The sequence below is a fragment of the Streptomyces sp. NPDC006739 genome, from assembly GCF_042869815.1.
GTDB lineage: Bacteria > Actinomycetota > Actinomycetes > Streptomycetales > Streptomycetaceae > Streptomyces.
Genome location: NZ_JBIAGM010000005.1, coordinates 149,362 through 168,129, shown reverse-complemented (window position 1 = coordinate 168,129; position 18,768 = coordinate 149,362). Strand labels below are relative to the sequence as shown.

Below are 18,768 nucleotides of genomic sequence, written 5' to 3'. Positions count from 1 at the left end.
GGGTTCGAGGGGTTCTGAGACCCTTACGGGAGGGGCCAGGTGTACGGCCCCTCCGGTGCGTCCAGCCACGCCCACGCACGCTCCCCGCTGACCGTGATGCCGTACCGCTCTCGCCCGGGCCTGCCCTCGCGCCGCCACAGCGCGTAGGCGTCCCACGGATCGACGCCGCCCCGGGCCAGGGCCAGCAGGAAGCGGAACAGCTCCTCCTCGCGGGCCCGGCCCGGCAGCCCGCGGAGGGACACCGGATCCGGTTCGGGCCGGCTGCCGCCCCGCAGGGGTACGAAGTAGGCGGCGGTGGGCAGGAAGTGTCCCTCCGCGTGCCCGGCGTCCCGGACGGTGAGCGCGATCAGACCGGTGGCCAGCGGGGTCAGGATCCGGGCGCCGGGACGGCACTGCGCGAGCCAGGCGCGCGGCACCGTGGGCAGCTCGCAGGTCGCGATGATCCGGTCGAAGGGGGCGCGTTCGGGGACCCCGCGCGCCCCGTCGCCGGTGACCACCACCGGGCGGTACCCGGCGGCGGCCAGGTGCTGCCGGGCCGACTCGGTGATCTCCGGTTCCAGGTCGATGGTGGTGACGAGGTCGTCGTCGCCGAGGCGATGGGCGAGCAGAGCCGCGTTGTAGCCCGTGCCGGCCCCGATCTCCAGGACCCGGTCGCCCTGCGCCACCCGCAGCGCGACGAGCATCCGTGCCATCAGCGAGGGCTGGCTGCTGGAGGACACCAGCTCGCCGTCGCGCAGCCGGGTGGCGAGCGGGGCGTCGGCGTAGGCACCCAGCACCCAGCGCTCCCGGACCTCCGGATCCGGGCTCTGCCCCCACCGGCGCTCGTACCCGCCCCGGCCGGCCACGTAGTAGAACGGCACGAACAGATGGCGCGGCACCTGCGCGAAAGCCTCCCGCCAGGCCGGGTCCTCGTCCCAGACCCCGTCGGCGTCGATCTCCCGCACCAGCGCGGCCCGCGCGGCGGCGGCGAGCCCCTCGACACCGTCATGTTTCCCGTCGACAGCGTGCGCGCTCATGGCTCCACTGTGCGGCGGGAACCGGCCGGAGGCGAGCAGGCGCCGAGTGGAGGCGAGCCCGCGTCGGGTGAGTGGACCTAGGCCTCGAGTCCTGGGTCACGGCGTCTGAGACCATGGGGAGCGTGAAAGAGATTCGGCGCGGCACGCTTCAGGAGCAGACCTTCTACGAGCAGGTCGGCGGGGAGGAGACCTTCCGCCGGCTGGTCCACCGTTTCTACGCGGGCGTCGCGGAGGACCCGCTGCTCCGGCCGATGTACCCGGAGGAGGACCTGGGGCCGGCCGAGGAGCGGCTGACGCTCTTCCTCATCCAGTACTGGGGCGGCCCGACGACCTACAGCGACAACCGCGGTCACCCCCGGCTGCGCATGCGGCACGTGCCCTTCACCGTGGACCGGGCCGCGCACGACGCCTGGCTGCGGCACATGCGGGTGGCCGTCGACGAGCTGGGCCTGTCCGAGGAGCACCGGGAACAGCTGTGGAACTACCTGACGTACGCGGCCGCCTCGATGATCAACACGCCTGACTGAGCTCTCCCGTTACCGGTGTGACCGTTCAGCCCGGGGTTCTGCCGACGCTGACGTCCAGCGCCCCGAGGCCGCCCCTTCGTACCGCGATCGAGCCGTAGGGCGTACGCAGCCGCAGCCACGCCCCCGACGCGAACAGCCCGGTGTCCTCGGCGGCCGTGCCGGGCCGCAGGAAGCCCAGTGACTGCGCGGCGTGCACGGCCCGCACCGGAAGCCGGGTCTCCCCGACCGTCCGGGTCCAGATGTCCCGCCCGATCCGGTCGAGTTCCGCGCGGGTGCGCCGCTCGGGCTCCAGCTCGCCGGTACGGCTCCGGAATTCGGCGACCGCCGCGGCGACCGTGGTGCGCAGCGCGTCCGGTGCCGGCAGCCCCGGCTCGGGCCGCCAGCCGCCGCGCGGCGGCAGGACGCCCGCCCACGGCGGGCCGGTCACCGGAGCCGGTACGGCGGCCGTGGCCGCGGTCTCGTCCACGGCCTCCAGGAACTCACCGGCGGAGACGGTCACGTCCAGGGTGACGTCGAGTCCGTCCTCGTACGGCTTGGCCAGCCGCACCGCGCGGACGGCCAGCACCTCGAAGGACGGCGGCCGTCCGAACACGGCGAGCGCGGTTCCGGCCGCCTGCAGGCGCACCGCGGCCGAACGGTCGTAGTGGAGCAGCCGGGACAGGAAGGCCGCGAGGTCCGCCGCCTCCCCGTCGTCGGCGAGGTGGAGCACCGTCATGCGGCGACGGCCTCCTCCTGGGCGTCGTCCTGGTACTTCTCCAGGAAGTCCCGCTCCTCGTCGACGATGCGGCGCGGCCGCTGCGTCTCGAAGTCGAACGGCACCACCACCGTGGAGGCCCGGACGTAGAGGTGGTCGGCGTCCTTGACCTCGGAGGTGATCGTGAAGGACGCCGCCCTGATCTGGGTGACCCACAGCTCGATGTCCACCGGCTCGCGCCGGTGGACGAGCTGCCGCTTGTAGTCGATCTCGTGGCGCGCCACCACGGACCCCTGCCGGAACCGGCGGTCCGGAGGGGACAGGAAGTCGATACGTGCCTCCTCCAGGTAGCGGAGGAAGACCGCGTTGTTGACGTGGCCGTACGCGTCCATGTCCGCCCAGCGCAGCGGGCAGCGGTAGAGGTGGCGCAAGAGATCAGCCCCGGGTCAGCTTCTTGTACGTGGCTCGGTGCGGACGCGCGGCGTCCGCACCGAGCCGCTCGATCTTGTTCTTCTCGTACGACTCGAAGTTGCCCTCGAACCAGAACCACCTGGAGTCACCCTCGTAGGCGAGGATGTGCGTGGCGACGCGGTCGAGGAACCACCGGTCGTGGGAGACGACGACGGCGCAGCCGGGGAACTCCAGCAGCGCGTTCTCCAGGCTGCTGAGGGTCTCCACGTCGAGGTCGTTGGTCGGCTCGTCGAGGAGCAGCAGGTTGCCGCCCTGCTTGAGGGTCAGCGCGAGGTTGAGGCGGTTGCGCTCACCGCCGGAGAGCACACCGGCCGGCTTCTGCTGGTCCGGGCCCTTGAACCCGAAGGCGGAGACGTAGGCGCGGCTCGGCATCTCGACCTGGCCCACGTTGATGTAGTCCAGCTCGTCGCTGACGACGGCCCACAGCGTCTTCTTCGGGTCGATGTTCTCGCGGCTCTGGTCGACGTAGGAGATCTTGACGGTCTCGCCGACCTTGATGTCACCGGAGTCGGGCGTCTCCAGCCCCTGGATCATCTTGAAGAGCGTGGTCTTGCCGGCGCCGTTGGGGCCGATGACACCGACGATGCCGTTGCGCGGCAGGGTGAAGCTGAGGTTGTCGATGAGCACCTTCTCGCCGAAGGCCTTGTTGAGCTTGTCGACCTCGACGACGACGCTGCCCAGCCGCGGGCCCGGCGGGATCTGGATCTCCTCGAAGTCCAGCTTCCGCATCTTCTCGGCCTCGGCGGCCATCTCCTCGTACCGGGCGAGGCGGGCCTTGGACTTGGCCTGGCGCCCCTTGGCGTTGGAGCGGACCCACTCCAGTTCTTCCTTGAGCCGCTTCTGCCGCTTGGCGTCCTTCGCGCCCTCGACCTTGAGGCGGGTGGCCTTGGTCTCCAGGTACGTGGAGTAGTTGCCCTCGTACGGGTAGGCACGCCCGCGGTCGAGTTCGAGGATCCACTCGGCGACGTTGTCGAGGAAGTACCGGTCGTGGGTGATGGCCACCACGGTCCCCGCGTACTTGGCCAGGTGCTGCTCCAGCCAGTTCACCGACTCGGCGTCGAGGTGGTTGGTGGGCTCGTCGAGGAGCAGCAGGTCGGGCGCCTCGAGCAGCAGCTTGCACAGCGCGACGCGGCGCTTCTCACCACCGGAGAGGGTGGTGACGGGCCAGTCGCCGGGCGGGCAGCCAAGGGCGTCCATGGCCTGCTCCAACTGGGCGTCGAGGTCCCAGGCGTTGGCGTGGTCGAGGTCCTCCTGGAGCTTGCCCATCTCGTCGAGCAGCGCGTCGGAGTAGTCGGTCGCCATCAGCTCGGCGATCTCGTTGAACCGGTCGAGCTTGCCCTTGATCCCGGCGACGCCCTCCTGGACGTTCTCCAGGACCGTCTTCTCCTCGTTGAGCGTGGGCTCCTGCATGAGGATGCCGACGCTGTACCCGGGCGAGATGAAGGCGTCACCGTTCGACGGCTGCTCCAGCCCCGCCATGATCTTGAGCACGGTCGACTTACCGGCACCGTTCGGACCGACGACGCCGATCTTGGCACCCGGCAGGAAGTTCAGGGTGACGTCGTCGAGAATCACCTTGTCGCCGTGCGCCTTGCGCGCCTTGCGCATGGTGTAAATGAACTCAGCCAAGAGAAACCGTCCGGCAGCTTGAAATCTGGCAGTGGGCAGATACACCCCATCTTGCCTGACGGCCAGCCCTGGGTGGTAACCCGTTTGGTCTGGGCGCTGTGACCTGGGGTTTCGTGGCTCACGGCGATGGCTCGTCTGTCGCTGCCGGTCGCCGTTGAGTGGCCTCGTGCACCCTCGCACGGCCCAGGGACGGCCCGGGAAGCAGAGTCCCCGCCGCCACCGCGCCGGGCTATCGTGCCGCTGTGACCAGCGCAGCGGAGCGCCCCATCCTCTTCCTCGACGTCGACGGGCCGCTCATCCCGTTCGGGGCGTCGTACGGCTCCTCGACGTCTGTCGATCAGGGCAACCCGCTGCTCGGTCGACCAGATCCCGGCATCGGATCGCGTCTCCTCGCCCTGGGCTGCCATCTCGTGTGGGCCACGACATGGATGGAGGACGCGAACGAGGCCGTCGCTCCACGCCTCGGACTACCGAAGCTGCCCGTGGTGGAGTGGCCGGACACCGGCGCCGACGACGGGCCGCGCGGCCTGCACTGGAAGACCCGCCCCTTGGTCGAGTGGGCCGACGGTCGACCGTTCATCTGGGTCGACGACGAAATCAGCGCCATGGACCGCGTCTGGGTCGCGGCTCAACACCGCGGGCCGTCGCTGCTCCATCGCGTCGACCCGGCCAAAGGGCTCGTGGACGCCGACTTTTCCGCGCTCGCCGGTTGGCTCGCCGCTGAGGGCATCGGCTAACGGTTGATCGGGATCTCGTAAACGATCTCGCCGTGGGCGGCGGGCACCACGATGTCCGCCGTCTCGACGGGCCGTCCCCGGTCGCTGTAGTACGTCCGCCGGATGTGCGTGACGAGCGCGGCCTTCCGGATGCCGAGTAACGACGCCTCCTCGGCGGTCGCCTGCCTCGGCTCGGGCTGCTCCGCTGCGTGGCTGACGGCGACGCCGATCGCGGCCATGCGGTTCACGACGCCCGCCCCGGCGTGCGGGCCGCCCTCGGGCTTGAGAGGACGTGGGAGCTGCTCGGGCCATTTTCGCGAGGTGACCGTTCCCCGTCACCCAGGCCCATACTGCTGGAGGGGCCGGTTGCCGCTTCGGCCAGGAGCGCCCTCCGCACTCATGTCCCGGCGTGGGCTTCGGCATGACACCTGTCATATGCAACACCGGATGCGGAGCACTGGGGCTCGCGGGCCGACGTCCGTACGGTACTTCCCATGACGAAGAGCAACGGCGAGAACCCACAGAAGACCGACATCAAGGTGAGCTTGATGGGCGGTCATCGCCTGGCAGGAGCCACCCTCCACGAGAGGACCGTCACCGCTTCCCTCATCGGTGGTGCCGACGTCGATCTGACGGACATCGACATCCCGGACGGCACCGAACTGCGCATCACCAAGTTGAGCCTGATCGGCGGCGTCAGCCTCAAGGTCCGCCGCGACGTCCGGGTGGAGGTCCACGGACTGCGCCTGGGCGGAGTGAAGGACGATGGCCCGAGCGAGCCGGGTGGCCCGACGGTCCGGATCGACGCCTGGGGCCTGGTCGGCGGCGTCAGTGTCAGCCGCGCCTAGTTGAAGTTCAAAGTCGCCCGACACCCGAGGCGCGCCGGTGGCGGCCGAGGCCGTGAACGGCGCTGAATGGGACGGAAACTGAGACGGCCGCCCATGGTCCTAGAGCTGACCTCGAGGGCAAGCTACAGAAACCACGCCTCAGGTGGCCACCGCGTATCAGGTGGCCGCAGCCTTGAGCTTGGGAAGCTCGGGTTCCCTCTGCGACCTGGCATGGTTCTGGCACGAGGGGGATCACTCGCACGTGGATGACGTGCGAGACGGCGCTGTTGGTGTGTGGCGGGTCGGCCGGTCTGGGCGGCCAACGGGCTACCTGCTGGCTGTCGGCCCAGCGTGCGGGGCGCTGTCCGCCTGGCTGGGCGTGCTCTCCCATCCGGACGCGCCTTCCGCGGGCTCCGCGGGGATCGCCACCGCCGTCGCGCCGGGGTTCGCCCTGTTCGCCTGGTGGGCTCCTTCGCGTGCGCCTGGAAGCCAGGACGGACCTGATCGTCATGGTGAATCCCTGGGGCACTCAACGTCTGCCGTGGTCGCGCGTCAGCAGGGTGAGCCTCGGCACTTGGGGTGCGCAGTTCCACACCACGGACGGGTTCACGTATACGGCGTACGCCCTGAGTGATCTAGTGCTGCGACCGGAAAGGTTCACCGGCTCGCGACGCCCGGCACGGCACTCCCCCAGCCTTCGGCCGGGGGTACCCCCACGCCGCGTTGTCGCATCACCCGAGTACGTCCAGTACGCGGGCGACGCTCCGCCTTGCGAGGCTCCCCCACTGCCTGAACGGCGTGGGAGGTGCCCCCAGCACCGGACACCGCGAGCTTCTCGGCGAACCTTTCCGGTCACAGCACTAGCAGGTGGCACTCGGCAGGACGAGCGGTTCGCCGATCTGCGGCGGATCGTCGACGCGCAACTCCGCAGTGGACAACCGCTTCAGGAGTTCGATCCCCTTGGGCCTGGTCGCGGCTCGTCTCATGAACTGCTGCCGTACGTGACTGCTGCGTGCCGCCGGAGCGTCGGTCATGCAGCGCACCGTAACGGAGCGACCGCCTCGTCCCGAAGCACGCCCGCGCCGCCGCTGGGCCGCACCTGTACTTCAGGCCCGCGGAATCACGTGCGGGCGTGGGGCGGGGCCCGCTGTGGCGAAGGCCGGTACCGGTCTTTTCGACCCAGATCCCCGGCAGGTCGTGCGCGTCCACGACGGCCTGGCCCAGGCGCGCCTGGGACAGCACGCGCACGCTCGGTTCCCGGGACCGGCTGCCAGCCGGGTCGACCGGTGCGGCACCTCCGCCGTGGTTGCTCCCGCAGGCTGTCACGCCGACGGCGATCAGAGCCGCCGACAGTAAACGTCTTCGCACAACGGCCTCGCCCATGTTCGGTCAGTCGTTCGTGGGTGTTTCCGGCTTGCGCAGGAGGATCAGGACCGCGCCGCCGATCACCACCAGGCCGATGGCCACGCCCGTGATCAGGGGGGTCACGCTGGTGCCGCCGGTGGCGGCCAGGTCGGTGGGGCCCAGGGTGCCGGTGGTGCCGCCCACCGAGGCGGGGACGGGCTCGCTGAGGGTCTGGGTGGTCTTGCCGGTGACGGTGCCCTGGGTCCTGCAGTCGAGGACGCCGGTGAAGCGCTGGGCGAAGCCGCCCGGTCCGGTGATCGTGAAGTCGTAGGCCTGGTCTTCCTGGAGCGGGATCGTCACCGTGCGGGAGGCACCCGCGGGGATCGTGTGCTCGGCGCCCATCAGCTGGAAGGTGAACGGCCGGTCGCCGGCGTTGGCCGCGGTGATGTCCAGGCCGCCCCTGGCGCAGTCCTTGTGGGCCGACAGGGCCGGTATGGCCCCCTTGGCCGCCCAGGTGGCACCGGCGGTCGCGGAGACCGTGGACTCGCTGGAGCCGGCCAGGATCTGGGTCTGGCTGCGGCTCTCGGAGGTGAAGGCGCGGCCCACCGGCACCGTGGTCGACGCCTGCACCGTCAGCTGCGCCACACCGTCCGCCGCGTCCTCGGGGACGCGGAAGAACAGCCGGCTGCCGTCCTGCGCCGAGGTGATCGGCTTTCCGGTCCGGTCGACGATCCGTACGCCGCTGATGGCCGCGTCGCCCGGCGGTGCCACGGTGACGCTGTGCGCGTCGGTGTGCACGGTCACCGGTCCCAGCAGTGTGCCGGGACGGCCGGAGACCGCGGGCGGGTCGAGGGTCAGCGAGGCCTGCGGCTCGGCCAGGCCACGGGCGCTCTTCTGCAGGTAGTCGGCGAGCTTCTCGGCCTGCGGGTCGACGGCGTCGACGTGTGCCCCGTCCGAGTAGCGCCAGATGGCCACCTGGGTGCCCGCCGCCGCGTCCTGCTCGGTCAGGCCCTGGGCCCCGGCCCGCCGGGCGAGCGCCGCGAGGTCGTTGACCTGCGGGTAGGAGTTCTGCAGGATCCAGCGGATCCGGCCGGCGTCCTTGTTGGTGCCCAGCGAGGTGCCGCTCCAGGGTGTCTCCTGGTACCGGGCGTCGCGCTGCGTGGGGTTGCGGAGGTCCACGCAGTACGTCTGCAGGGTGCCGCCGCCGTCCACGGACATCTCGAACAGGCCCGCGGCCACCCGCTCGTCGCCGCCGGTCTGGTGGATCACGGCCTCGCCGTAGGTCTTCAGGGCGCCTATGGTCGCCGTCGCCCCGCCCTGGGTCTGCGGGGCCGTGTCCGCGACGGCCGTACCCGCGCCGGTCAGCGCACCAACGGCCACCAGGCCGGACGCCAGCGCCGCGGCGGCGACGCGGACCGCTCTGCGGCCGAGCGCGGAGCGCGGGGAGCACGCGCGCGGGGAGCACGCGGACGTGGCCGGTGGACCCGTTGGCCCGGACGGTCCAGAGAACGCAGCAAACACCCAATTCCCCTTCGAGCAGGACCCATTGGACGTGGGGGGACGGTCCCACCAGCAGAATCAGCAGTCCCGAGGACCGCGTCCCGGCATCCTATGGATCAAGCAGGAGCCCGTTTCCCGGTCAGATCGTCGGATGACCGATCCGATCCGGAATCGTTATCGCCGGGACGGCCGGCCTGTGGTCGTCGTCACCCTGACGTCATGTCACCGCGACGGGCTCCGGGCGGGTTTGGGCCGCGGTGTCCGGCGAGTCCCCGGCCGGTGTCTCCCAGTTGGGCTCCGGGGGTGCCGCCGCGGGCGGGGCCTCCGGTTTCGCCGGGCGCCGGAACAGCGCGGTGCCGCGCGAGAGATCGTGTCCGATCGCCACCGCGTCGATGTCGGCCGACGCCCAGGCCTGCTGCCCCTCGCGTGTCTCGGTGCGCACCTTCAGCCTGCCCTGGACGACCACGGGGTGGCCCACCTCCAGCGAGGCCGCGGCGTTGGTGGCGAGCTGACGGTTGGCCCACACGGTGAAGAAGTTGGTGTGGCCGTCCGTCCAGGCGTTCTTCTCCCGGTCCCAGTAGCGCGAGGTCACCGCCAGCCGGAACCGCGCCGACGGGCCCGACACCGGCTCCCGGTACACCGGTGGCGTCGCCACGTTGCCGACCACGCAGATCATCGTCTCGTTCATCGCGAACCCTCCCTCTCCCGGCCCCTGTGGCCGGGCGGACACGGACACGCGTACGGGCCCGTCCCGTACGGCTGCGTCCGCGGCGCCCGTCGCACGTCCGTCGTACGTCGTCCTTCGTCCGACTTCGACGTGCCTCGCGTTCGCCGCGGGACCAGACTGCCTCCGTCGGGAAAGGCCCGCCGAGCACTGTGGACCACCGCCCACCTGTGCAGAAGTCCGTCACCTGAACGAGTGATCCGCGTCCCCCCGGAAGCCCGCCTTCCGGCAGTTCAGCGCACCCCGGCCCCCGTCCGTGCCACCCGCCCGTACTGTTCGCGCACCTCCCGGTACCGCAGCAGTTCCGACGCCACCGGATCGAGCACCCGGGCCCGGCCGCAGCCCGCGGCCGCCTCCCGCAATCGCCGTTCCGCTTCCATGCCGTAGCGCCGTGCGGGCCCCCGCGCCGCCATCCGGCAGCCCCACTCCACCAGCGGCCCGCCGACGATCCCGCACACCATCAGCAGCACCGGGACCCCCAGATTGGGCGCCATGAAACCGGCGATCTGGCCCGCCAGCCACACACCGCCCACGATCTGCAGCAGCGTCATGGCCGCCTGGACCAGTACGGCGACCGGCCACCATCCCGGCCGGGGCGGCCGTCCCGGCGGCAGCGCGGCCCGCGCCCCCAGGTCGTCCAGTGCCTCGGAGAGCCCCTGGGAACCGCGTACGGCCGCCTCGCGCACCGCCTGCGCCCACGCCGTGGGCAGACCGGCCGCCGCCCGCTCGGAGACCGTACGGACCGCCTGCTCGACCTGCTGGCGGGCGGTGGCTTCCTCGTCGGCCTGCGAGCGCACCGGGATCCGGCCGGTGGTGGGTTCGCCGCGGCCGTGGTACCAGCGCCACAGCCGCAGCCAGGGGGTGCCGCAGGCACGGTTGGCGGTGCGCAGCCAGGCCCGTTCGGCGGCCTCGCCGGCGGCGGTGGCGCCCACAGCGTCCGCGAGCCGGGCGGCGAACTCCTCCCGCGCCTCCTCGCTGAGGCCGACGCGCCGGCCGGTGGCGTAGACGGGACGCAACCGGGCGGCGGCGGCGTCCAGGTCGGCCCCGACCCGGCGGGCGGCGGCGCCGCGCTCCGCCACGAAGTCGCCGAGGGACTCGCGCAGTTCGGCGACGCCCTCGCCGGTGAGCGCGGACAGGGCGAGCACGGTGGCGCCCGGTTCGCCGAACTCACCGAGCGCGACGCCGTCCTCGTCCAGCAGTCGGCGCAGATCGTCCAGGACCTGGTCGGCGGCCTCGCCGGGCAGCCGGTCGATCTGGTTGAGGACGACGAACATGACCTCCGCGTGACCGGCCATCGGCCGCAGGTACCGTTCGTGGAGGACGGCGTCGGCGTACTTCTCCGGGTCGACCACCCAGATGACCGCGTCGACCAGCTTCAGGATCCGGTCGACCTGTTCGCGGTGCTGTACGGCCGCCGAGTCGTGGTCGGGCAGGTCGACCAGGACCAGCCCGCGCAGCTGTGCCTCGGCCTCGGGCCCCTGCACGGGACGTCGCCGCAGCCGGCCGGGGATGCCGAGCCGGTCGATCAGGGCCGCCGCGCCGTCGCTCCAACTGCACGCGATCGGGGCCGCGGTGGTCGGGCGCCGTACGCCGGTCTCCGAGATGGCCACTCCGGCGAGCGCGTTGAACAGCTGCGACTTTCCGCTTCCGGTGGCGCCCGCGATGGCGACGACGGTGTGCTGCCCGGAGAGCTTGCGCCGGGCGGCCGCCTCGTCCAGGACGCGGCCCACCTCGGTGAGGGTGCCGCTGTCCAGCCGGGTCCGGGACAGGCCGATGAGTTCGCGCAGGGCGTCCAGGCGGGAGCGCAGGGGGCCGTCGTAGGCCAGCCGGTCGGGGGTGCGGCTACCGGGGCCGAGGTTCAGTTTGTCGAGGACGGAGACCAGCCCGGAGGCCGCGCCGCCGTCGGTCACGCGCCGTGCGATGAGACCGTCGTCCCAGGCCTCGCCGGGATCGGCGTCCACCGCCGGGCCGCCGTCCACGGGCGTCTCGCCGTCCTTGGGACGGGACCGCGGGCCGCTGCCCGCGTCGGCGCCCGGAGCCGTCACGCGCGCGTGCCGCTCCCGCTCCCTGTCCCGGTCCCTGTCCCGGTCCTGGCCGTCCGTACGCTCCTCCGACACGCGCGCGTGCCGCTCCCGCTCCAACTCCGGCTCACGGCCCCGGTCCCGGGCGTCCGCGCGCTCCTCCGGCGTGCCGTCGTCCGGTACGCGCGCGTGCCGCACGCCGTCCGGCCTCGCCTCGCGGTGCTGCGGTTCGGTGCCGGGGCCGGCCTCGGCGGCGCGGTCCTGCGCCGGGCCCCGGGCGAGCAGGCCCTCGCCGGAGTTGCCGTCCGCCGGCCGGGGAAGGCCGCCGGCCTCCGCCTCGTGCCGTCCCCTCCCGCCGTCCGTGGACCCCGGCTCCGCCGCCCTGGAGCCGCCGCCCTGCTCGCTGAGCCCCCCGTGATCCGAGTGGTCGGGACGCTGGTTCCGGTGATCCATGTGATCCATGCGATCGGTGTGGTCCGTGTGGTCGTGGTCGGCGACGGCGGTCACGGTCACCTCTCCTTCTGCAGTACGGACAGGGCGGCGATGAGTTCGGCCTGGGGGTCGGCGTGGACGTCCAGGGCGTCGAGCGGGGCGAGGCGCCGTTCCCGCTCGGTGTGCATGACGCGGTCGACGTGCTCGGTCAGCAGACGCCCGGCCCGGTCCCGCAGCCGCAGCGCTCCGTGGGCGCCGATCCGCTCGGCGAGTCCCTCGCCGGCGGTGCGCGCCCGGCGCCCGCCCAGCAACACGGTGGCGACCAGCGCGGCGACGACCTCGGAGTCGAGGACGGGACTGCGCTCCAGTTCCCGCACCTCGTCCTCGGCGTACTCCTCCAGCTCGCGCCGCCAGCGCCGTACCGCGAGCCCGATGCGGTGCTCGGCGCTCTCCAGGGAGGGGTCGCGGCCGGCCAGCCCGGGGGCGTCCGCGGCGGGCTCGCGCCGCCAGGCCTCGTCCACACGCTCGTCGGCCGCCGTGACGGAGCACAGCAGCAGCGCGGCGAGGCTCTCCACGAGCGCGTCCAGCAGTTCGCCCGCGGTGCAGTCGAGCGGGAAGGCCCGCCACCGCTTCAGGGCGTCCCCGGCGAGCACCGCGCCGTTCTGCAGCCTGGTGCACACGCGTGCGCACTCGCTGTCGTAGGCGCCGTCGATGGCGGAGGTGAGCCGGAGGGCGGCCGAGTACTGCGCGGCGGCCGCCGCGGCCAGCTCGGGGAGCCGTGACGTGAGTGAGTCGAGCAGGCCGTACGCGGTGCGGGCCATGACGTGCTGGCGGGCCGAGGCGTCCTGGGCGTGATGGACGAGCCAGGTCCGCAGGGCCGCCACGGCGCTGGCGGGCAGCAGGCCGCCGCCCCAGGCCGACTCGGGCAGCTCGGGCACGGTGAAGCGGGGCACCTCGCCCAGCCCGGCCTTGGTGAGCAGGGCGCCGTACTGCCGGGAGACCTCCGAGACGACCTGGTGGGGCACGCGGTCGAGGACGGTCACCAGGGTGGCGTCGTACTCCTTGGCGGTGCGCAGCAGGTGCCAGGGGACGGCGTCGGCGTAGCGGGCGGCCGTGGTGACCATGATCCAGACGTCGGCGGCGCAGATCAGTTCCGCGGCCAGGACACGGTTGTCGGCGACCAGCGAGTCGATGTCGGGGGCGTCGAGCAGGGCGAGCCCGGGCGGGAGGGAGTCGGCGGTCTCGATACGCAGCACGCGTTCGGGGTCCTTGGCGGGGAGCAGGAGATCGTCACCCGGGTCCTGGTGCTGGTCGGGGACCCACATCCGGGTGAGGTCGGGCAGCACGCGCAGGTCGCTGAACCAGTGATGGTCCTCCGGATGACAGACCAGGACCGGTGTGCGGGTGGTCGGTCGCAGCACGCCCGCCTCGCTGACCCGGCGCCCCACCAGGGAGTTCACCAGGGTCGACTTGCCGGCCCCGGTGGACCCGCTGACGACGGCCAGCAGGGGCGCGTCCGGCTCTCGCAGCCGGGGCACCAGATAGTCGTCGAGCTGGGCGAGGAGTTCGTCACGGTTGGCACGCGCCCGTGGGGCCCCGGCCAGGGGCAGCGGAAAGCGTGCGGCAGCGACACGGTCGCGCAGAGCGGAGAGCGTGTCGAGCAGCTGAGGCCGTACGTCCAAGGTCACCACATGCGAAGAATGCCCAATTTTGGGGGATTTCTGAAGCATATGGACATCTCAGCGTGCCGATGAGACACATCAGACGTAAGGGATGACTGGGACGCGGGCACAGTCCAGGCATAACGAGTGCACAACACCCGGTGCGTCGGACGGCAAAAGCGATGCACGATTCGTACCTGCCTGCGATTATCAGGACCGCTTCACCGAACCTCCACATCGAGCCACGGAGGGGAAGCAACCAGGCCAAGGAACCGGGAGCTTTATCCTTGTCCCGCACCGGGCCCCCGTAGCTCAGTGGATAGAGCAGGCGCCTTCTAAGCGCTTGGCCGCAGGTTCGAGTCCTGCCGGGGGCGCCACTGAACCTCTGGTCCGGCGGGTCGGCGCGTCATCATGAGCAGGGCTCATGGCGCGCACGTGACAGAACCCGCGGGTGCCGCACCAGGGGCACTCCACGGGTTCGAACGGCCGGTCGGCCGGGGCTTGTGGGCATGGAAGACGACTTCCCGCGCCACGGCGTCGACGGGGTCACCGCGGAACGCGGTCGGATCCCGCCATGAAGGTACATGTCGCCATGAAGGCGTACGTCGTCATGAACGGCACACGTCGCCCGCCGCGTCAGCGAGGGCGGGAGGCCCCCGTGACGCGGTGCGGTGCCGTACTTCGACGTCAGGCGCCGTCAGGCGATGTCAGGCGCTGTCGGGCACTGCCTGGGCCGGCGGTCAGAACGCCCGGCTGTTGCAGCCCATGTCCGCGCCGAGGTGGTTCTGCTGGGCACCCGGGTTGCCCTCGCCGTTGAGCGCGTTGCCCAGCAGACCGTTGACGGCGCCGACGCTGCCGAGCACGTCGATGTTCATGTCGTGCGAGCGGCACTCGATGCCCTGGGTGACATCGAAGTCGTCGTGGCCCCGGTCACCGTGGGCCAGCGCGGTGCCGGCGCCGAAGGAGCCGACACTGCCGAGGACGGCGCCCAGGAGGGCGAGCTGGTGGAGCTTGCGCATTTCTTCTCCGTTGGTCGAGCGGATGCGATCCGTGGCGGATCGGATGAGGGTGGCGGACGAGGACGGGGGCTCGTCAGCCGAGTCGGGGCAGCCCCAGCTGGCCCACGGGGGGCGCCGCGACCTGGCCGAGGCCGAGGCCTGGCACCTGCGGCGGGCCGACCGGCCCGGCCAGCGGGCTCACGAGCGGGTTCACCTGGGGGTTCACCTGCGGGTTCACCTGGGGGGTGACACGCGGCGCGGGCTGCGGGTTGAAGGCCTGGGGCACGGCGACCTGCGGGGCGACCTGGGGCATGACCTGCGGCGCGGACTGCGGGGCGACCTGCGGCATGACCTGCGCCGGCGGCGGGGGCGCGACCGGCTGGGCGTACGGCGAGTTGGAGGCCTGCGCGTAGCCCCCCGACGAGGCCTGGGCCGAGGCGTAGCCGCCCTGCTGCGGGGCCGGCGCCGGCGGGGGCGGCGGGGGAGCCTGCATCATCGGCGGCGCGTACGGCTGCGGAGCGGTGACCTGCGCGGTGCCCGCGGCGTTGGTCGTGGCCGAGGCCTGCGGAGCCGGTGGGGGCGCCGCGTACACCGGGTACTGGGGAGGCGCGTACTGCGGAGCGGGCGCCGGGGCCGCGTACTGGGGAACCGAGTACTGCGGAGCGGTGTACTGCGGAGCGGTGTACTGCGGAGCCGGGTACTCGGGAGCGGGCACCGGAGCGGCACCCGGGTACCCGACGGGAGACTCGGCGTGGCTGACGCCGACGCCGATGGCGGACAGACCGCCGGCCGCTGCTACGACGAGCGCGGCCTTGTGGAGCTTGCGCATGGAACCCTCGGCCCTTCAATACCTGTACAGGGAAAATCCGTTGTATTCGGTGCACCGTTGCATTCAGTGCGGTCTTGCGTGCGCTCAGTCTGATATTCGTACTGCGCTCTTACAGAGAAACCTGGACGACCAGGCGGACTTCACGCCGGAGCCGGCAGCGAATCCCCCTCGCCCCTCTCTGAAAAACGCATGGCCGCTGCCCTCTCCCAGCAGGCAACGACATTTCCCCGGGCCCGGTCACGGGATCAGGAATTCCGTCACCCATTTGCCGTCATCCGGCAGTGGGGCAACATCCGCCCATGCCCTGCGGCGTCGAGTGCGACGTTGAGGCAAATGGGTGACCACTCCCCGGCGTCCGTGTCCGGGCCCCCGTTTCCCTCGTTCCTCACTGGGCCAGCCGCACTGGCTCATTCCCCCATTCCCATACGTTCGTTACGTCCATGACGTTCCATGCACAGGTCAACGAAGGGCCGAGGGTTCCATGCGCAAGCTCCACCAGGTCGCGCTCGTCGTCGCAGCAGCCGGCGGTCTGTCCGCCATGGGTGTCGGCCCCAGCTTCGCCGACGCTCCCGTTGCGTACAGCGGCGCCGTTCCGCCGACCGCCCCGCAGCCGGACGCGCAGGCCGGCGCGTGGACCGACTCCCAGGCCACGGCCCGCACTTACGGCGCTCCGCAGCAGGCGGCCCCGCAGCAGCCCGCCGAGGTGTCGCCGCAGGTCAATCCCCAACTGAGCCCGCAGATCAGCCCGCAGGTCACCCCGGCGGCTCCGCAGGCGGCCCCGTCCCAGGGTGCGTCGCCGGCCCAGAACATCCTCTTCCGTCCATACCAGGAGTGCAGCCCGCAGAACCTGCTCAACGCGAACCTCCCGGTCGCCCTGCTCGGCGCCTCCGAGACCCGGGGCGTCGACTGCACCCAGGCCAACAACCAGTCCAACAGCCAGGCGAGCGCTGTCACCAACGCCATTCGCTAAGGCGGCCGTACAAACGGATATCCATACCGGCGCGGGCTCTTCGGGATAGTTCCCGAAGAGCCCGCGCTTCTTTGTGGCGAACCGTCAGGACTTCTGCAACAGATCATGAATCCGGCGCGTCGCTGTCCGCTTTGGGGTATTTAGTACTAATCTCCCGTAACTGTAAGAAGTCGATCTGCCACAGATCGCGACCACTTCACTCCACCGGAGATGACATGCACAAGCTTCGCAAGGCTGCCGTCCTGGTCGCCGCCCTCGGCGCCGTTGGACTCGTGAGCGCCGGCACGGCCCACGCCGGCGACGAGGGTGGCTGGGGCAAGGGCGGCGGCAAGGACGGCAAGGGCGACCGCGTGAGCGTCCTGCAGAGCTCCAACTGCCGCTCGCACGACCTGAACCTGGACGTCCTCGGCGAGGTCGGACTCCTCAACGGCCTGCTCGGCAACGCGCTCAACGGCGAGGGCAACCCGGGTGCGCAGGACACCCACATCGGCTCGGAGATGGGCTGCAACAACAGCGCCTTCTAGGGCTGATTGAGGGTCGCAGAGGCGACCCGGAGTGGAAATGGTCCCGGCACCGAGTACCAGACTCGGCGCCGGGACCCTCTTTTGTTTTGGACCCGGCGATTCCCGGACACCGGCCAAGGCGACGAGAATTTGCAGAATCCGGCGCGTCGCGGATTGTCCTGGGATATTACCTATTAGCCTCCATAACTGTACGAAGCGATCTGCCACAGATCGCGACCACTTCACTCCATCGGAGATGAACATGCACAAGCTCCGCAAGGCTGCCCTCCTGGTCGCCGCCCTCGGCACCGTTGGACTCGTGAGCGCCGGCACCGCTCACGCCGGCGGCGAGGGCGGCTGGGGCAAGGGCGGCGGCAGCTTCTCGATCGGCCAGAGCAGCACCTGCCGGTCGCACGACGGCAACGTCGACGTCCTCGGCGAGGTCGGCATCGCCAACGGACTGGGCGGCAACCTGCTGAACGGCGAGGGCAACGCCGGTGCGCAGGAAAGCTCCCTGGGCTCGACCATGGGCTGCAACAACAGCGTCGGCAAGTAATTCGGACCCTTTCTCCGGTGCCCCGGCCGCAGGCCGGGGCACCGGCGCGTCCACTTCATTTAAATCAAGGTAATCCCATAAAAGCGAAATGCCGGACCGGCAGCATTCCCGGTCCGGCATTCGCTCGATCGCGGCTCAAAACTCGATGTGAGGCTTCTTGAAGCCCTTGGGCAGCTTCAAGGTGTTGGAGCAGTCCACCACCGGACCGACCTGCAGGGAACCACCGTCGCGCCCCAGGCCGTCCGGGAACACCACGCGCGGGCGGCCCTCCGTCGAGCAGTCCTGCGTCTGCTTGACGACGGTCTTCCCGCTCTTGTCCTTCTGGATGGTCTCGCTCTTGTGGACGCAGGTGATCTCGCCCTGGGCGGAGGTCTTGCAGTCGGCCGGGGGCTGGTCGGCGTACGCGTACGCGTGCGCCGCGCCGGCGATCACGGCGATGCTGCCGAGGAGCCCCGAGACGGTGGCGATCTTCTGTCGACTGAACATGTGCTGCGTTCCTCTGTGATCGGGACATGGCCGCAGCCCGGCCGCGCACCCCACTGGGGCTGCTACGCGTCCGGGCTGCCGTCGCCGTTGAAAGTGTGCTCAGCGCCTTTTACTTGGAGTCTTCCTGACCGCCGTACTGGCCGTAGCCCTGCTCGGGCGCCTGCTCCTTCGGGGCCTCGGGCGCGGCGACCGGGGCCTCCGGCGTGTAGCGCGGCTGGTTGTAGTAACCGCCCCACGTGGCCACGGCGTTGGCCTGCGAGTTGGCCACCGCGGTCAGCTGCGGAGGAGCGTCGTCCTCCTGGCCGCCGGCGAAGCTGACGCCGACACCGAGGGCGGACAGACCCGCGACCACTGCGGCTACGACCGCAGCGCGCTGAAACTTGCGCATGTTAGACCCTTTCTTACCCGGGCGTGACGCCCTGGCTTGACTACTTAATGTGAGCATATACACACGTTACGTAGCAATTTGGGATCTAAGCGCTTTCCGTCGTGTCGGGCTCCGGTAATCAGCCCAGCAGGGCGGGCAGGTCCAGACCCTTTTCCGGCGCCTGCTGCGAGCCGAACGGCGTGGTGTTGGAACAGGTGATTTGGGGTCCGAACCGGGTGGTCCCATTTCCTACGGCGGCGGGCAGCGACACGGGCTTCGTCGGCAGGCAGGTCTGCTCCTGGCGGAGGATGAACCCGTCGCCGTCGGGCGTCTCACCCTTTACCTGCTGAATGCAGGTGACGTTGCCCTCGATGTCGCGCGAGCAGATGCCCGGTCCCGGCGTGGCGGACGCCTGGGTGACGCCGGCACAGGCCACGGCGAGGCCACCAAGGAACCCCGAGACGGCCACGATCTTCTTCCTGCTGAACATGTGCTGC

20 protein-coding genes, 1 tRNA gene and 1 pseudogene are annotated in these 18,768 nt (G+C 71.1%); 7 read left to right on the top strand and 15 right to left on the bottom strand.

The window, feature by feature from the left end; all coding sequences use genetic code 11:
• Positions 1–23: 23 nt before the first annotated feature.
• On the bottom strand, positions 24–1,016 hold the full coding sequence (locus tag ACFYMM_RS13195; protein ID WP_388385958.1) for a methyltransferase domain-containing protein: 993 nt from the start codon (positions 1,014–1,016) through the stop codon (positions 24–26).
• A 113-nt stretch (positions 1,017–1,129) separates the two neighbouring features.
• On the opposite strand from ACFYMM_RS13195, the gene ACFYMM_RS13190 reads away from it, so the two are divergent.
• Positions 1,130–1,543, top strand: a complete 414-nt coding sequence (locus ACFYMM_RS13190) for a globin (RefSeq protein ID WP_388385957.1) — start codon at positions 1,130–1,132, stop codon at positions 1,541–1,543.
• Between the two features lie 25 nt (positions 1,544–1,568).
• On the opposite strand, the gene ACFYMM_RS13185 is transcribed toward ACFYMM_RS13190, so the two are convergent.
• The 3 genes from ACFYMM_RS13185 to ettA are packed head-to-tail and all read right to left on the bottom strand — an operon-like array spanning position 1,569 to position 4,337.
• A complete protein-coding gene (locus ACFYMM_RS13185; protein WP_388385956.1) occupies positions 1,569–2,258 on the bottom strand; it encodes a hypothetical protein in 690 nt (229 codons plus the stop codon).
• Entirely contained in the window at positions 2,255–2,668 is a 414-nt protein-coding gene (locus ACFYMM_RS13180; protein WP_388385955.1) for an acyl-CoA thioesterase, read from the bottom strand. Before ACFYMM_RS13180 ends, ACFYMM_RS13185 begins: the two co-directional genes overlap by 4 nt.
• Positions 2,669–2,672: 4 nt before the next feature.
• Entirely contained in the window at positions 2,673–4,337 is a 1,665-nt protein-coding gene (gene ettA, locus ACFYMM_RS13175) for an energy-dependent translational throttle protein EttA (protein WP_388385954.1), read from the bottom strand.
• Between the two features lie 242 nt (positions 4,338–4,579).
• Here ettA and ACFYMM_RS13170 point away from each other — a divergent pair, with 242 nt between their 5' ends.
• Positions 4,580–5,074, top strand: coding sequence for an HAD domain-containing protein (locus tag ACFYMM_RS13170; protein WP_388385953.1), 495 nt, complete (start codon positions 4,580–4,582; stop codon positions 5,072–5,074).
• Here the strand turns inward: ACFYMM_RS13170 and ACFYMM_RS13165 are convergent.
• Positions 5,071–5,334, bottom strand: a pseudogene (locus tag ACFYMM_RS13165) (UTRA domain-containing protein); the annotation flags it as partial. The gene ACFYMM_RS13170 and the pseudogene ACFYMM_RS13165 overlap by 4 nt on opposite strands.
• Positions 5,335–5,547: 213 nt before the next feature.
• On the opposite strand from ACFYMM_RS13165, the gene ACFYMM_RS13160 reads away from it, so the two are divergent.
• Entirely contained in the window at positions 5,548–5,901 is a 354-nt protein-coding gene (locus ACFYMM_RS13160) for a hypothetical protein (protein ID WP_388385952.1), read from the top strand.
• Positions 5,902–6,740: 839 nt separating this feature from the next.
• Here the strand turns inward: ACFYMM_RS13160 and ACFYMM_RS13155 are convergent.
• The 5 genes from ACFYMM_RS13155 to ACFYMM_RS13135 all read right to left on the bottom strand — a co-directional run bounded on the left by ACFYMM_RS13155 (position 6,741) and on the right by ACFYMM_RS13135 (position 13,592).
• Positions 6,741–6,914 carry a hypothetical protein gene (locus tag ACFYMM_RS13155; protein WP_388385951.1) on the bottom strand — a complete coding sequence of 58 codons (174 nt, stop codon included), beginning with the start codon at positions 6,912–6,914 and terminating at the stop codon, positions 6,741–6,743.
• A 355-nt stretch (positions 6,915–7,269) separates the two neighbouring features.
• A complete protein-coding gene (locus tag ACFYMM_RS13150; protein ID WP_388385949.1) occupies positions 7,270–8,604 on the bottom strand; it encodes a TQXA domain-containing protein in 1,335 nt (444 codons plus the stop codon).
• Positions 8,605–8,941: 337 nt separating this feature from the next.
• Positions 8,942–9,412: a single-stranded DNA-binding protein gene (locus ACFYMM_RS13145; RefSeq protein WP_388385948.1), complete on the bottom strand. Its 471-nt coding sequence runs from the start codon at positions 9,410–9,412 to the stop codon at positions 8,942–8,944.
• A 269-nt stretch (positions 9,413–9,681) separates the two neighbouring features.
• Positions 9,682–11,931: a GTPase gene (locus ACFYMM_RS13140; RefSeq protein WP_388386225.1), complete on the bottom strand. Its 2,250-nt coding sequence runs from the start codon at positions 11,929–11,931 to the stop codon at positions 9,682–9,684.
• Between the two features lie 47 nt (positions 11,932–11,978).
• Positions 11,979–13,592, bottom strand: a complete 1,614-nt coding sequence (locus tag ACFYMM_RS13135; protein ID WP_388385947.1) for a dynamin family protein — start codon at positions 13,590–13,592, stop codon at positions 11,979–11,981.
• 271 nt (positions 13,593–13,863) lie between these two features.
• On the opposite strand from ACFYMM_RS13135, the gene ACFYMM_RS13130 reads away from it, so the two are divergent.
• Positions 13,864–13,939 (top strand) — tRNA-Arg (locus ACFYMM_RS13130).
• Positions 13,940–14,302: 363 nt separating this feature from the next.
• Here the strand turns inward: ACFYMM_RS13130 and ACFYMM_RS13125 are convergent.
• Complete coding sequence (locus ACFYMM_RS13125; RefSeq protein WP_388385946.1) at positions 14,303–14,581, bottom strand: hypothetical protein; 279 nt, start codon at positions 14,579–14,581, stop codon at positions 14,303–14,305.
• A 73-nt stretch (positions 14,582–14,654) separates the two neighbouring features.
• Positions 14,655–15,389: a hypothetical protein gene (locus ACFYMM_RS13120; protein WP_388385945.1), complete on the bottom strand. Its 735-nt coding sequence runs from the start codon at positions 15,387–15,389 to the stop codon at positions 14,655–14,657.
• 481 nt (positions 15,390–15,870) lie between these two features.
• On the opposite strand from ACFYMM_RS13120, the gene ACFYMM_RS13115 reads away from it, so the two are divergent.
• The 3 genes from ACFYMM_RS13115 to ACFYMM_RS13105 all read left to right on the top strand — a co-directional run bounded on the left by ACFYMM_RS13115 (position 15,871) and on the right by ACFYMM_RS13105 (position 17,418).
• Positions 15,871–16,359: a hypothetical protein gene (locus ACFYMM_RS13115; RefSeq protein WP_388385944.1), complete on the top strand. Its 489-nt coding sequence runs from the start codon at positions 15,871–15,873 to the stop codon at positions 16,357–16,359.
• Positions 16,360–16,574: 215 nt separating this feature from the next.
• Positions 16,575–16,883, top strand: a complete 309-nt coding sequence (locus ACFYMM_RS13110; protein WP_388385943.1) for a hypothetical protein — start codon at positions 16,575–16,577, stop codon at positions 16,881–16,883.
• Between the two features lie 241 nt (positions 16,884–17,124).
• Positions 17,125–17,418, top strand: coding sequence for a hypothetical protein (locus ACFYMM_RS13105; RefSeq protein WP_388385942.1), 294 nt, complete (start codon positions 17,125–17,127; stop codon positions 17,416–17,418).
• Between the two features lie 135 nt (positions 17,419–17,553).
• Here ACFYMM_RS13105 and ACFYMM_RS13100 read toward each other — a convergent pair whose 3' ends face one another.
• The 3 genes from ACFYMM_RS13100 to ACFYMM_RS13090 all read right to left on the bottom strand — a co-directional run bounded on the left by ACFYMM_RS13100 (position 17,554) and on the right by ACFYMM_RS13090 (position 18,761).
• Complete coding sequence (locus ACFYMM_RS13100) at positions 17,554–17,904, bottom strand: hypothetical protein (RefSeq protein WP_388385941.1); 351 nt, start codon at positions 17,902–17,904, stop codon at positions 17,554–17,556.
• A 109-nt stretch (positions 17,905–18,013) separates the two neighbouring features.
• Positions 18,014–18,292: a hypothetical protein gene (locus ACFYMM_RS13095; protein ID WP_388385940.1), complete on the bottom strand. Its 279-nt coding sequence runs from the start codon at positions 18,290–18,292 to the stop codon at positions 18,014–18,016.
• Between the two features lie 118 nt (positions 18,293–18,410).
• On the bottom strand, positions 18,411–18,761 hold the full coding sequence (locus ACFYMM_RS13090; RefSeq protein ID WP_388385939.1) for a hypothetical protein: 351 nt from the start codon (positions 18,759–18,761) through the stop codon (positions 18,411–18,413).
• Between the last annotated feature and the right edge of the window lie 7 nt (positions 18,762–18,768).